This window comes from Crenobacter intestini, assembly GCF_004919095.1.
GTDB lineage: Bacteria > Pseudomonadota > Gammaproteobacteria > Burkholderiales > Chromobacteriaceae > Craterilacuibacter > Craterilacuibacter intestini.
In genome coordinates, this window is the sequence record NZ_STGJ01000002.1 from 108,302 (window position 1) to 120,344 (window position 12,043).

Below are 12,043 nucleotides of genomic sequence, written 5' to 3' on the forward strand. Positions count from 1 at the left end.
TCAGGTGGTGGCTACCGCCTGCGCGCGCAGCCAGGCGGTGGCCTCGCCGGCCGGTGCCGGCCGGCCGAGCAGATAGCCCTGCGCGGCGTCGCAGCCTTGCGCGGTGAGCCAGGCGAGCTGTTCCGGCGTCTCCAGCCCTTCGGCCAGCGTCTTCAGCCCGAGCGCGCCGGCCATGCGGATCACCGCCTCGACGATCGCGCGGTCCTCGTGGTCTTCGACGATGTCGGCGACGAAGGAGCGGTCGATCTTCAGACGGTCGAGCCGGAAACGCTTCAGGTAGGACAGCGACGAGTAACCGGTGCCGAAGTCGTCGATCGACACCCGGATCCCCAGCGCGTGCAGCGCGGCCAGCTGTTCGAGCGCTTCTTCCGGCCTTTGCATCGCGACGCTTTCGGTCAGTTCGAGTTCGAGCAGCGCGGCGTCGACCGCGTGCGCGTCGAGCGCCCGCGCGATGCGCTCGGCCAGGTCGCTTTGCAGGAACTGCGCGGCGGACAGGTTGACGGCGACCGGCACCGGCGCGAACCCTGCCGCCTGCCAGCGCGAGAGCTGGCGCAGCGCCTCCTGCAGCACCCAGTCGCCGATCATCGCGATCAGCCCGCAGCTTTCGGCCACCGGGATGAACTCCACCGGCGACACCGTCCCCAGATCTTCCGAGTGCCAGCGCAGCAGCGCCTCGAAGCCGAGCAGTTGCTGGCTTCCGAGCGCGAACTGCGGCTGGTAGTGCAGCGACAATTCGTCCCGCGCGAGCGCTCGGTGCAGCGCGCTCTCCAGCAGCATCTGGCGGCTGGCGCGATCCCGCAGCGGCGCGCGAAAGCCCCGCCAGGTATTCTTGCCGTCGCGTTTGGCGTCGTACATCGCCATGTCCGCGCTGCGCAGCAGGGTGTCGAAGTCTTCGCCGTCCTGCGGGTAACAGGCGACGCCGATCGACACCGTCACGCAGATCTCGTGCCCGTCGATGTGGCAGGGCGCGGCCAGCGCGGCGGCCAGCTCGTCAAGCAGCGCGCCGGCCAGCGGCAGCGTGGTGTCCGGCAGCAGCAGGATGAACTCGTCGCCGCCTTGGCGCGCCGCGCAGTCATGCGCACGCAACTGCGCGCCGATGCGCGCGGCAAGCAGGCAGAGCAGGCGGTCACCCGCGCTATGGCCGAGCGTGTCGTTCACATGCTTGAAGTTGTCGAGGTCGATAAAGGCCAGCGCGAGCGGCTGCTGCGCGCTGGCGAGGCTGATCGCATGCTCGGCGCGGTGGGACAGGTACTTGCGGTTGTAGAGGCCGGTCAGCTCGTCGTGTTCGGCGAGGTAGCGGTTATGGGTTTGTGCCGCCTCGCGTTCGCTGACGTCCTGCACCAGCGAGGTCACGCCGAGTGTCTGGCCGTTTTCGTCGACCAGTGAAGTGTTGAACCACTCGCACTGGATCACGCGGCCGTCCCGGTGCAGGTTGGCGTTCAGGCTGTACGAGCCGCCTTGCTGCGCGAGCAGGATGTCGAGCACTTCGCGGCTGACGCTGTTGCGTACGGTGTCGGGCAGGATGAAGTGCGCGTGTTGGCCCAGCGCCTCGTCGCGGGTGTAGCCGAAGATGCGTTCGGCGGCCGGGTTCCATTCGCGGACCCTGAACCCTTCGTCCCATTCGACCATGCCCAGCGCCGACTGCTCCCACAGCAACTGGCTGCGCTGCCGGGCGGCGAGCAATTCCGATTCGTCGGTGTGCCGGAGCCCCGCGGCGTGCGCCGGTTCTGCCGTGCCCGGGTCCCCGGCCTGCGCACGCTGGCTGGGGACAAGCCGCGCCGGCAAGGCGGCCGCGTACTCAGGAGGCAGGACGTCCGGTTCCATCGGGGGCATGCTCAAACCGTACTCTTGTAAATGTAACGACCGATACTAGCACTCTTTCTTACAGGAAATGCTGTTCGTCGCCTGTGCCGCCGCCGTGTAACTCCCCAAGTCGTGCACGTCCCGGTAACCCAGGCCGCGCAGCAGCCCGGCCGCGGCGGCCGAGCGCCGGCCGCTGCGGCAATAGAGCTCGATGCGGCTGCTGCGGTCGGGGGCGTGGCGGACGATCGTCGCCTGCAGCGTGTCCAGCGGCAGGTTGACCGCGCCGGGCAGGTGGCCCTCGGCGTACTCGGCGGGGGTGCGAACGTCGACAAGCAGCGCGGCGAGCGCGGCGGGGGTACCGGCCAGCAGGGCCAGCGCCAGCAGCAGGGTTTTCATGTGCATCCTTCCGGGCGTGTCTTGCACGCACAAGTATTGAATGTGATTGCTATCTGTAAGAAGATACGGCGATCTCAGCCTTTACTTCCGGAGCCGCCATGTCCTGCCCACCCCGCCGCGTCCTGTTCTGCCTGATGGCCACGCTGGCGGCGCCGGTGTCCGCGGGCGGCCTGCCCTCGCTCGAGTTGATCACCCGTTCGGCACCGGCGGCCGTGCTCGCCTGCGTCGAGGCGGGCATCGAGGCGTGGCGGATCCCGGATGACTACTTCGAACGCTCGAACAGCGGCCTGCAGCGGCACAGCCTGCAGTTCTTCAACCCGGCCTCCGGCAATATCGGCTTCCGGCTGGTCGCCGAGCCGGGCGTGCTCAGACTGTTCGAGTATGGCCCAGCCCTTTCCGCCAAGTGGCGGCGGCTGTTCAGCCGCTGCGCGGGGCTCTGACGCGACAAGACCCGGCGGATGCCGGGTCTTTTTCATGGCGCCGCGTGTTTACAGGCCACCGTACGAATGCAGGCCGCTGAGGAACATGTTGACGCCGACGAAGGCGAAGGTGGTGACGAACAGGCCGACCACCGCCCACCACGCCAGCGGCTTGCCGCGCCAGCCCTTGACCAGCCGCACGTGCAGCCACGCCGCGTAGTTCAGCCACACGATCAGCGCCCAGGTCTCCTTCGGGTCCCAGCTCCAGTAGCCGCCCCACGCGTCGGCCGCCCACATCGCGCCCAGCACGGTGGCGATGGTGAAGAACAGGAAGCCGATCGCGATCGCCTTGTACATCACCTCGTCGAGCACTTCCGGCGGGGGCAGGCGGTCGGCGAGCCAGCCGCGCATCACCATCAACTGGGCGATGCCGAGCATGGCGGCGATCGCGAACGCACCGTAGCCGACGAAGTTGGCCGGCACGTGGATCTTCATCCACCACGACTGCAGGGCAGGGATCAGCGGCTGGATCTCGTGCGCCTGGCGGTCGAACGCGTACCACACGATGAAGACCACCGCGGCGCTGATGATCAGCAGCACGAAGGCGCCCATCTGCCGCGCGGCGAACCGCCCTTCGTAGTAGAGGTACATCAGCGCGGTGATCAGGCAGAACAGCACGAATACTTCGTACAGGTTGGACACCGGGATGTGGCCGATGTCCGGGCCGATCAGGTAGCTCTCGTACCAGCGGGTGAACAGGCCGGCGAGCCCCATCACCGCCGCCGCCCAGGTCAGCCCGCTGCCCATCTTTTGCAAGGTCGCCGAGCGCGCGAGCACGCCGGCCCAGTAAGTGAAGGTCGCCAGCACGAACAGCGTGCACATCCACATGATCGACGACTGGCTGGAGAGCAGGTACTTGAGCCAGAACGCGTCCTGCGCGCGGGAGAGCTCGTGGTCGTAGACGCCGATCGCGGCCAGCGAGACGAGGCCGGACAGCGGGAAGTACCAGCGCCAGTCCTTCCAGAACCAGCCAAGGCCGATCAGGCCGAGCGCGGAGCCGGCTAGGATGGCCTCCTCGTAGACGTCCATGAAATGGTCGTAGTGCCAGAAGGCCACCGCGCAGGCGATCAGGATAACGACGGCGTACGCCCAGTCGAGCGGGCCGGGTTTGAGCCAGGACGCGCGCGGGCCCAGGTTGAGGGAATGGCTAGCTTGCATTGCTTGCTCCAACTTGCTGTTGCAGTGCTGCGTGTTGATGTTCGAAATCGCGGTCGAGGTCGCGGTTGTGCCGGTTCGACGTCATCGCCAGGTGCATGCGCGCGCCGTGGAAGACTACCCACAGCCTGACTTCACGCACATAGAACATCAGGATGATGCCGATGATCAACAACAGCGAACCGAGGTAGACGAGGTCCTTGCCCGGCGAGCGGGTCAGCTGCAGCCCGGACGCCTGTACCTGCTCGAAGCCGGTCAGCTGCAGCAGGACCGGCGCGCCCAGTTCGTGCAGGGCTGAGCTGGCGACTAGGGTGTCGAGCATGAAGCGGTACTTCGCCTCGTCGACCGGGGCCGGCGCGACGCCGGCCTGGCGGTCGGCGACGTCCATCACCACCGGCACCGTGCCCTGCAGGATCTTGATATAGGTCTGCGCGATCGCCTGGCGCTTGTCGGCCGGCACCTTGTCGTCGATGAAGGACTCGAGCGCCGGGAAGCCGCCCTCGGCGAAGCGGGCGAGCACCCACTTCACGCTGTCTTCGAACTGGCGGGATAGCGCGGGGCTGATCGCACCGCCCGAGAGCGCCTGCGCCGCGGTGCGGCGGGCGATCTCGTCGTACAGTGCCGGGTTGGCGAGCGCGGCGTTCAGGCGCATGAAGCGGTCGACCGCCATGCCCTCGTCCAGCGGCAGGCGCAGGTACTGGAAGGGCTGGCCGACCTCGGCGCGCACGCCGGTGATCAGGTATTGCCGGCCGTCCTGCGCGATCGGCGCCATATAGTGGTGGAACTCGCGTGCCTGCCCCTGCTCGTCGCGCAGCTTGTAGGTGATCGACGGGCCGAGGTTGCGCACATGTTTCTCCTTGCGCACCTCACGCACGTCCTTCATCTTCTGGCCGAAGTCTGTGCTGCCCGGCTGGGTGTCCATGTCCTCGATATTGAACACCTTGAGTTCGCCAAACTCGAGGTTGAACGCCTTGTCGCCGAAACGCAGCGGCTGCGACGCCATCGACACGCCCTTGATCGGCACCGGCTTGCCGTCCGGCTGTGCGACGTTCCACGCGTTGAGCGTCAGCGGCGAGCCGCCGTCGCCGAAGCTGGCCTGGTAGATCGCGACGCCGTCGACGACCAAGGGCTTGTTGACCTCGATGGTCGCCTCGGTCGCCTTGCCGGTCGCCTTGTCGGTGACGACCAAGTCGCTGGCGAACAGCTTGGGCATGCCGTTGCTGTAGTAGTCGACGTGGAACTTCTTCAGGGTGACGATGAACGGCAGCTCCTGCACCAGGTAGCCCTTGCCCGCGTTGAGGAACACCACGTCGGCGCTGCGCCCCTCGCCCACGGTCACGTTGCCACGGAACGACAGGTTGCCCGTGTCCAGCCGGCTTTGCGCCGGGACCTGGCTTTGCGGGACGTCGCGCGTCTCGGGGACGATGCGGCCGGCGAGCTCGGCGAGTTTCAGCGGCAGGTTACCGTCGAGCAGGCCGCCGATGCAGATGACCACCATCGCGATATGCGCGAAGAAGTAGCCGAGCTTGTTGGCCGAACCCTTCTTGGCGGCGAGCACGACGCTGCCGTTTTCGCGCCGGAGCTCGCGTACGCTGAAGCCTTCGGCCTGCAGGCGTTGGCTGACCGCTGCCGGGTCGGCGTCGCCGGGCACTTCGCAGCTATGCTGCATCAGCGAGAGCGAGGTGTCGGACGCCTTTTCGCGGTAGCCCTTCATCTCGCGCACGAAGCCCGGGCCGTTGCGCACGATGCACAGCGTGGTCGACAGCACGAGGAAGGCGAGGATGGTCAGGAACCAGCCCGAGTGGTAGACGTCGTAGAGGCCGAGCAACTCGAAGAGCTGGAACCAGAACTGGCCGAACTCGAAGGCGTAGTTGGGGTAGGGCTCGTTCTGCTTGAGCACCGTGCCGATCACCGATGCGATGGCGAGGATGGTCAGCAGGCCGATCGCGAAGCGCATCGAGCTGAACAGCTCGTACAGCCGGTAGGGGAGCGTGGTGTTGCGTTTTTTGGATGACATGGCATTGAGGATGAATAAGGGGGTGCCTGCCCAGGCACCCCCTTATGAGTGGGCGTCGCGCAAAAAGTTGCGTTTAGCGCAGGCCGGAAATATATTCTGCGACCGCCTTCATTTCGGCATCGCTCATGCGCTTGGCAATGTCTGCCATGATCGCGTTGCTCCGCATCTCGCCTAGCTTGTAGTCGTGCAGTTGCTTGACAATGTAGGCGGCGTGCTGGCTACCCAGACGCGGGTACTTCTCCGGCAGGCCCTTGCCGGCCGGGCCGTGGCACGACATGCACGCCGGCACCTTGGTCGACGCCACGCCGACGCGGTAGATTTCCTTGCCGAGTGCCAGCTGCGTCTTGTCGGTCGCGTCGCGCGGCTTGACCTTCTGTTCGCTGAAGTAGGCGGCGAGGTTGGCCATGTCCTGGTCGGACAGCGGTGCGACCATGCCCATCATGATCGGGTCCTTGCGCTTGCCGTCCTTGAAGTTGTGCAACTGCTGCAGCAGGTAGCTTTGGCTCTGGCCGGCCAGCGTCGGGTTGGTCGAGGCGACACTATTGCCGTCGACTCCGTGGCAGGCCGCGCAGACCTGTTCCACGATGACCTTGCCCTTGGCCGGGTCAGCCTTAGGCGCGGGCGCCGCGGCCAGGGCGGAGCCTGCCGCCAGGGCGGTCGACAACGCCAACAGCGTCTTGAATTTCATGGTCACTCCTTAGAAAGAATGCTTGTATATCCGTGAAAGAGGCATTTTCAATCGTGCTATTCTATAACAACTGACTTGTCCGTTACTACCATGCCCATCTTCCAGAACGCCAGTTTTTATACCACCGTCAACCATCTCAAAGACTTGCCGCCCACCCTGGCGGAGGTCGCTTTTGTCGGCCGGTCGAACGCGGGCAAGTCCAGTGCGATCAATACCCTGACCAACCGCACCCGGCTTGCCTACGTGTCGAAGACGCCGGGACGCACCCAGCACATCAACTTTTTCGACCTGGGCAACGAGCGTTACCTGGTCGACTTGCCCGGTTACGGCTACGCGCAGGTGCCCGAGCCGGTGCGCGCGCACTGGGTCGAACTGCTCGGGCGCTACCTGGCGACACGGCAGAGCCTGGTCGGGCTGATGCTGATCATGGATTCGCGCCATCCGCTGAAGGAGCTGGACTGGCGGATGCTTGAATTCTTCCTCGGTACCGGGCGCCCGGTGCACATCCTGCTCTCCAAGGCGGACAAGCTGTCGCGCCAGGAGCAGGCCAAGACGCTGAAGGAAGTGCGCGCAGAACTCTCGGCGTACCCGCAGGTGAGCGTGCAGCTTTTTTCCAGCCTGAAGAAGAGCGGCTGCGAGGAGGTCGAACGGGTGGTCGAGGGTTGGTTCGGCGGGCAAGGAACTTTGCCGCCGGACGCAGTCTAAGCCTGCGGGTGCTGAGGAGCGCCTGCCCGTCCGATGCTTGCCGGACGGGGCCTTGGAGGTACAGGGCGCTGTCCCGGACGTTTTCGTCCGGGACTTTTCTTTTGCGCGCCAGACGCGCAAGCGTTGATCAGAAGTTGTACTTGACCGAGTAGATCATCGCGTTCTGGTAGGTCGCCGATCCGAGCTTGTCGTCGGCGTAGCGGTACTGCACGCCGGTGGTCAGCGACTTGTTCACGTTCCACCACAGCGCGACCGCGCCGTTCTGGCCGGCCTTCTTGCCCTGCGTCACGCCGCCGTCCGGGTTGCCCATGGCGAGGAAACGGTCCTTGCGCGCGAACTCGGTTTCGTGCCACTGGGTCAGCGACATCGACTGGCCGAACGCGGTGAAGTCGTAGCCCGCGACGTAGCCGGCCATCCAGCCGTTGAAGTGCGCACCGACGCCGGACTTGAGCTCCTGGTGCGCGCCGATGAACGGCTTCACCCAGAAGTTGCCCGAGCGCCAGCTGGTACCGAGGCCGAGCACGCGGTTCTGGTCGAAGAAGCCGTGGTGGTCGCGGGTGTCGTACAGGTGCGTGTACACCTGCAGCGGCAGGCCGCCCACTTCGGCTACGTTGAAGCGGACGACGGCCTTGGCCGCATAGCGGCGCTGGTCGCGGCTGTCGCTCTCGGTCGAACCCATGCCCGGGTTCTCGATGTCGAAGAAGCCGTACGCCTCGCCCCAGTCGCCGCCGCAACCGCCTTCCAGCTCGAGGAAGGCGAAGTCCTTCTTGCCGCCGAAGGCGCCGGCGTTGGTGCGGGCGGTGGTGCCGTCGGACCAGTCGAGCCAGTTGACGCTGACGTTCTTGAACGACCAGTCGTTGGCGGCGAGGGCGGTGGGGGCGGCCAGGGCGCAGCCCAGGGCGATGGCGGAGCGGAGCAACATGATGAAAATCCTGAAACGGTGAGGCAAAAACGCCGGCAGGGCGGCGGCTGGCGCGCAGGATATAGGCAGATCGTCGAAACGCAAAATTATTGCCATTTGCGCGTTGTTTTCTTGTAAGTCAGCCTTTTGTCATTGATGGCGGCATGCTGCCGCCGGCGACCGGCCAGCCGCAGCGCCTGAGGTCGACGCGGCCGGACGGCAGGAAGGCGACCCCTTCGTGTTCGAGCAGCGCGCGCTGCCAGTCGTGCTGTTCGCTGCCCGGCCGCGCGAGGCGGCCGTCGGCGTGTACCACCCGTTGCCACGGCAGCGCCGGCATGGCCTTGAGCACGTGCGCGACATGGCGGGCGTGGTGCGGCCACCCTGCGGCGGCGGCGAGCGCGCCGTAACTGGTGACGTGCCCGGCGGGTACGGCCCGGAGCGCGTCGGCGACGCGCTCTGCGAAGCCTGCGTCCATCAGCCGAAGCGCGGGTCGGCGACGAAGGGGTTGAAGCGGCGCTCCTCGCCTATCGTCGTCTCTGGGCCGTGGCCGGGCAGCACCCGGGTGTCGTCGGGCAGCGCGAACAGCTTGCCGCGGATCGCCGCGATCAGCGCCTCGTGGTTGCCCATCGGGAAGTCGGTGCGGCCGATCGACCCGGCGAACAGCACGTCGCCCGCGATCAGCAGGCCGGCGGCGGCGCTGTAGAACACCACGTGGCCGGGCGTGTGGCCCGGGCAGTGGATGACGGCCAGCGTCTCGTCGCCGACCGTCACGCTGTCGCCGTCGGCGAGCCAGCAATCCGGCGTCAGCGGATCGCTATGCGCGAAGCCGAACATCTTGCCCTGCTGCGGCAACTGGTCGAGCCAGAAGCGCTCGGCTTCCTGCGGGCCCTCGACGGGGACGCCCAGCGCCTTCGCGAGTTCGGCGGCGGCGCCGGCGTGGTCGATATGGCCGTGGGTGAGCAGCAGCTTCTCGACGGTGACGCCGTTCGCCTGGACGCGTCCGAGCAGCTTTTGTGCGTCGCCGCCGGCGTCGACGATGGCGGCGCGCAGGGTGCGGTCGCACCACAACAGGGTCGCGTTCTGTTCGAAGGGGGTGACGGGGATGGTCTCGTAACGCAGGGCCATGGCAGTGGCTTCCGGGATAAATGCAGGATGGGTCGATTCTGGCACGCGCCGGCGCGCGCAGAAAGTCCCGTCAGCCGCCGTGCCGGGCGAGCAGCGCGCGTTTCTCGCGCACCGGCAGCGCCTTGAACGCGTGTTCGGCCTTGAGCGCGGCCGACTTGTCGGGAAACTCGATGGTCAAGCGCACGCGCTCGGGCGGGTGGCTGCGTGTATAGCGCGCGCCGCGGCCGCGTTGGTGCTCGGCAAAGCGGCGAGCCACATCGAGCGCGACGCCGGTGTACAGGCTGCCGCCGCGGCACTCGAGCACGTACAGGAACCAGGGGCGGGGTGTGGACAAGGGTGTGGACAAGCTGTGTGCCGGCTGTTGGGAAGCTGTGGGTCGGGTGTGGATCCACGCGAGTTGAAGGCTGCGCGTGCCGGCAGTGTACCGCCCAAGCGGCACCCCGCCCAAGCGGCTGCCGCATAATGCGCGGGCGCGCCGCGTGACGACGGCGTAAAATCGCAGGCAGAACGACAACGGAAACCCATCATGCCGAGCAACCACCACCCCCGTTTCGAAGAGCTGCTCGAGGCCGGGCGCGCCCGCCGCAAGCACTGCCCGCGCAGCGCGCTGTCCGTGTGCGGGCTGGCCGCGGAGCGCGATCCGGTCGCCATCGTCCAGCAAAGCAGCGAGGGAAGGGTGCCGGCGCTGGTGCCGCTGCGCTACGCGCGGATGGCGGCGTCGCCGTTCGCGTTCTTCCGCGGCCTGGCGATGGTGCAGGCGGCCGACCTTGCCAGCCAGCCGCACTCGGGGATCCTGGTGCAGGCCTGTGGCGACGCGCACCTGATGAACTACGGCTTCTTCGCGTCTCCCGAGCGCAACCTGCTGTTCGACATCTGCGACTTCGACGAGACGCACCAGGCGCCGTGGGAGTGGGACGTCAAGCGGCTGGCGACCAGCCTGGTGCTCGCCGCGCGCACGCTAGGCCTGTCCGACGCGACCGGCCGCGGCATCGTCGAGGCGGCCACCGGCACCTACCGGCGCCGCATGAACGAGTACGCGCGGATGAGCCAGATGGACGTCTGGTACAGCAAGGTCTCGTTCGACCAGCTATGCGCGAGCGCGCACAACGACCACCTGCGCGAGCAGCTCGACCGCCTCGGCCAGCGCGCGCGCAACCGCACCCACCAGCGCCTGCTGCCTAAGATCACTGCCGACACCGGCGCCCGCCTGCAATTGCGTGATACCCCGCCCACTCTGTTCCACCTGCACAAGCCAAGCTCGCTGCTGCCCGAAGACGACCAGTGGCTGGCCGACGGGCTGGCCGACCCGGCGTTGCAGCCGATGATGGACGACTACCTGTCGACGCTGAAGGAGGACCGTGCCCTGCTGGTGCGCCGCTTCAACAGGGTCGACATCGCGTTCAAGGTGGTTGGCGTCGGCAGCGTCGGCACGCGTTGCCTGGTGATCCTGCTGCAGGACGACTACGACCAGCCCCTGTTCCTGCAGCTGAAGGAGGCGCGGCCGTCGGTGCTCGAGCGCTTCACCCAGCCTTGCGTGCACGGCCATCAGGGCAAGCGCGTGGTGTTCGGCCAGCGGCTGATGCAGGCGGCGAGCGACGTGTTCCTCGGCTGGACGACGGGACCGGCTGGCCGCCATTTCTACGTGCGCCAGCTGCGCGACATGAAGGCGTCGGCCGACCTGGAGAATTTCGACGCCGAGACACTGCGCGCGTACGGGCAGGCGTGCGCGTGGACGCTGGCGCGCGCGCACGCCAAGTCCGGCGGGCAGGCCGCGGTGATCGCAGGCTATATGGGCAATTCGGGCAAGTTTTCCGACGCGCTGTCGCGCTACGCGCTGCTGTACGCGGACCAGGTCGAGTCGGATTTCGAGGTGTTCAGCCGGGCGATCGCGGACGGCGTGCTGCCGGTCGATGCGTCGGTCGACATCGGCCCGTTCGGCAGCAAGCGCCCGTCGATCAAGGCGTCTGTTGAAGACGCCGGCTGACGCACTGGCGTTCCACCGCGCCGAGTTGGCCCAGACAGGCCGCCTCGGCCTCGGCCTGGCGCGCGCAGCGTGCACGGTCAGGCGCGCGCGCGCAGTCGCGTTGCGGCAACTGGGCGAGCACGCACAGGCGGCGCGCCTCGCCCTGTTCGGTGTCGCAGGCTTGCTGGGCTTTTTGCAGCGCTTCGCAGCGGGGGCGGTCGCGGTCGCGGCGGCAGTCGGAGGCGGGGGTGAAGGTGTCCAGGCAGGCGCGCTTGTCGGCGCCGGGTACGTCGGTGCAGCTCGCCTCGCCTGCGTGGATGGCCTGGCAGCGCGCGGGCGCCGTGCTCGCGGCGCAGGCAGCGTGGGCGGCGAGCACCGGGCCGGTGGCCAGCCACAGGACAAGCCAGAACGCCAGCTTGCGCATCTTGCCTCCTTGGTCGATGACGCGGACAGCAAGCTTGTGCCCGCGCCATCCATGCTATACGAATCCGTGGCCGCGTGTCAGTCCGGCTGCGCCTTGCGGCGGCGCTTGTCGCGCCAGTAATGGCGGGCGTCGTCGTCGAACGCGTCGTCCGGTGCCAGGCGCCGCTGTTCCTGGCCTTGCTGGCGGCGGGCCTCCTTGTGCAGCCTGTGCAGCTGGCGTTCGGCCTCGGCGCGGCTCAGGTCGCCGTTGGCGAGTGCCTCGCGCACGCGCAATTCGCGCAGGCGGTGCGAGGCCTGCTTGTCGCAGTCGTCGTCGGCGAGCGCGCGGCCGTTGCCCGCAAGGCACAGCAGCGCAATCAGCAGGAGGCGGATGGGCATGGCGCGATTG

14 protein-coding genes are annotated in these 12,043 nt (G+C 67.4%); 3 read left to right on the forward strand and 11 right to left on the reverse strand.

Going from position 1 to position 12,043, the window contains the following annotated elements:
- Together E5K04_RS03015 and E5K04_RS03020 are read right to left on the reverse strand one after the other, a co-directional pair.
- Window positions 1-1,824, reverse strand: coding sequence for a putative bifunctional diguanylate cyclase/phosphodiesterase (locus E5K04_RS03015; protein WP_168929139.1), 1,824 nt, complete (start codon window positions 1,822-1,824; stop codon window positions 1-3).
- A gap of 45 nt (window positions 1,825-1,869) precedes the next feature.
- Window positions 1,870-2,205: a rhodanese-like domain-containing protein gene (locus tag E5K04_RS03020; RefSeq protein ID WP_235844235.1), complete on the reverse strand. Its 336-nt coding sequence runs from the start codon at window positions 2,203-2,205 to the stop codon at window positions 1,870-1,872.
- A 92-nt stretch (window positions 2,206-2,297) separates the two neighbouring features.
- Between E5K04_RS03020 and E5K04_RS03025 the strand changes: the two genes are divergently transcribed.
- Entirely contained in the window at window positions 2,298-2,639 is a 342-nt protein-coding gene (locus tag E5K04_RS03025; RefSeq protein ID WP_136551437.1) for a hypothetical protein, read from the forward strand.
- Window positions 2,640-2,687: 48 nt separating this feature from the next.
- Here E5K04_RS03025 and ccsB read toward each other — a convergent pair whose 3' ends face one another.
- From ccsB to E5K04_RS03040, 3 genes are all read right to left on the reverse strand, one after another.
- Window positions 2,688-3,836 (reverse strand): c-type cytochrome biogenesis protein CcsB, encoded by a 1,149-nt coding sequence (ccsB, locus tag E5K04_RS03030; RefSeq protein ID WP_136551438.1) that lies wholly within the window; start codon window positions 3,834-3,836, stop codon window positions 2,688-2,690.
- Window positions 3,826-5,850 carry a cytochrome c biogenesis protein ResB gene (locus E5K04_RS03035; protein WP_136551439.1) on the reverse strand — a complete coding sequence of 675 codons (2,025 nt, stop codon included), beginning with the start codon at window positions 5,848-5,850 and terminating at the stop codon, window positions 3,826-3,828. The genes ccsB and E5K04_RS03035 overlap by 11 nt, the downstream gene beginning before the upstream one ends.
- 73 nt (window positions 5,851-5,923) lie before the next feature.
- A complete protein-coding gene (locus E5K04_RS03040) occupies window positions 5,924-6,538 on the reverse strand; it encodes a c-type cytochrome (protein WP_136551440.1) in 615 nt (204 codons plus the stop codon).
- Between the two features lie 90 nt (window positions 6,539-6,628).
- Here E5K04_RS03040 and yihA point away from each other — a divergent pair, with 90 nt between their 5' ends.
- Window positions 6,629-7,243: a ribosome biogenesis GTP-binding protein YihA/YsxC gene (yihA, locus tag E5K04_RS03045; protein WP_136551441.1), complete on the forward strand. Its 615-nt coding sequence runs from the start codon at window positions 6,629-6,631 to the stop codon at window positions 7,241-7,243.
- Window positions 7,244-7,370: 127 nt separating this feature from the next.
- On the opposite strand, the gene E5K04_RS03050 is transcribed toward yihA, so the two are convergent.
- From E5K04_RS03050 to E5K04_RS03065, 4 genes are all read right to left on the reverse strand, one after another.
- Window positions 7,371-8,165 carry an outer membrane protein OmpK gene (locus E5K04_RS03050; RefSeq protein ID WP_136551442.1) on the reverse strand — a complete coding sequence of 265 codons (795 nt, stop codon included), beginning with the start codon at window positions 8,163-8,165 and terminating at the stop codon, window positions 7,371-7,373.
- Window positions 8,166-8,283: 118 nt separating this feature from the next.
- Window positions 8,284-8,619, reverse strand: a complete 336-nt coding sequence (locus E5K04_RS03055; RefSeq protein WP_205700283.1) for an MGMT family protein — start codon at window positions 8,617-8,619, stop codon at window positions 8,284-8,286.
- Window positions 8,619-9,269: an MBL fold metallo-hydrolase gene (locus tag E5K04_RS03060; RefSeq protein WP_136551602.1), complete on the reverse strand. Its 651-nt coding sequence runs from the start codon at window positions 9,267-9,269 to the stop codon at window positions 8,619-8,621. Before E5K04_RS03060 ends, E5K04_RS03055 begins: the two co-directional genes overlap by 1 nt.
- A gap of 70 nt (window positions 9,270-9,339) precedes the next feature.
- Window positions 9,340-9,603 (reverse strand): GIY-YIG nuclease family protein, encoded by a 264-nt coding sequence (locus tag E5K04_RS03065; RefSeq protein WP_136551443.1) that lies wholly within the window; start codon window positions 9,601-9,603, stop codon window positions 9,340-9,342.
- A gap of 192 nt (window positions 9,604-9,795) precedes the next feature.
- Between E5K04_RS03065 and E5K04_RS03070 the strand changes: the two genes are divergently transcribed.
- Window positions 9,796-11,253, forward strand: a complete 1,458-nt coding sequence (locus E5K04_RS03070) for a DUF2252 domain-containing protein (RefSeq protein WP_136551444.1) — start codon at window positions 9,796-9,798, stop codon at window positions 11,251-11,253.
- Here E5K04_RS03070 and E5K04_RS03075 read toward each other — a convergent pair.
- Both E5K04_RS03075 and E5K04_RS03080 read right to left on the reverse strand, forming a co-directional pair.
- Window positions 11,225-11,656 carry a hypothetical protein gene (locus E5K04_RS03075; RefSeq protein ID WP_136551445.1) on the reverse strand — a complete coding sequence of 144 codons (432 nt, stop codon included), beginning with the start codon at window positions 11,654-11,656 and terminating at the stop codon, window positions 11,225-11,227. The two genes, E5K04_RS03070 and E5K04_RS03075, sit on opposite strands and share 29 nt — an antisense overlap.
- Window positions 11,657-11,733: 77 nt before the next feature.
- Entirely contained in the window at window positions 11,734-12,033 is a 300-nt protein-coding gene (locus tag E5K04_RS03080) for a hypothetical protein (protein WP_136551446.1), read from the reverse strand.
- Window positions 12,034-12,043: the final 10 nt, after the last annotated feature.

Bases quoted from the DNA above. Each gene is read 5' to 3' on its own strand.
- E5K04_RS03035 (WP_136551439.1), bottom strand. From the start codon at position 5,850: ATGTCATCCAAAAAACGCAACACCACGCTCCCCTACCGGCTGTACGAG.
- yihA (WP_136551441.1), top strand. From the start codon at position 6,629: ATGCCCATCTTCCAGAACGCCAGTTTTTATACCACCGTCAACCATCTC.
- E5K04_RS03015 (WP_168929139.1), bottom strand. From the start codon at position 1,824: ATGGAACCGGACGTCCTGCCTCCTGAGTACGCGGCCGCCTTGCCGGCG.
- E5K04_RS03020 (WP_235844235.1), bottom strand. From the start codon at position 2,205: ATGCACATGAAAACCCTGCTGCTGGCGCTGGCCCTGCTGGCCGGTACC.
- E5K04_RS03025 (WP_136551437.1), top strand. From the start codon at position 2,298: ATGTCCTGCCCACCCCGCCGCGTCCTGTTCTGCCTGATGGCCACGCTG.
- E5K04_RS03050 (WP_136551442.1), bottom strand. From the start codon at position 8,165: ATGTTGCTCCGCTCCGCCATCGCCCTGGGCTGCGCCCTGGCCGCCCCC.
- E5K04_RS03040 (WP_136551440.1), bottom strand. From the start codon at position 6,538: ATGAAATTCAAGACGCTGTTGGCGTTGTCGACCGCCCTGGCGGCAGGC.
- ccsB (WP_136551438.1), bottom strand. From the start codon at position 3,836: ATGCAAGCTAGCCATTCCCTCAACCTGGGCCCGCGCGCGTCCTGGCTC.
- E5K04_RS03080 (WP_136551446.1), bottom strand. From the start codon at position 12,033: ATGCCCATCCGCCTCCTGCTGATTGCGCTGCTGTGCCTTGCGGGCAAC.
- E5K04_RS03055 (WP_205700283.1), bottom strand. From the start codon at position 8,619: ATGGACGCAGGCTTCGCAGAGCGCGTCGCCGACGCGCTCCGGGCCGTA.
- E5K04_RS03060 (WP_136551602.1), bottom strand. From the start codon at position 9,269: ATGGCCCTGCGTTACGAGACCATCCCCGTCACCCCCTTCGAACAGAAC.
- E5K04_RS03075 (WP_136551445.1), bottom strand. From the start codon at position 11,656: ATGCGCAAGCTGGCGTTCTGGCTTGTCCTGTGGCTGGCCACCGGCCCG.
- E5K04_RS03070 (WP_136551444.1), top strand. From the start codon at position 9,796: ATGCCGAGCAACCACCACCCCCGTTTCGAAGAGCTGCTCGAGGCCGGG.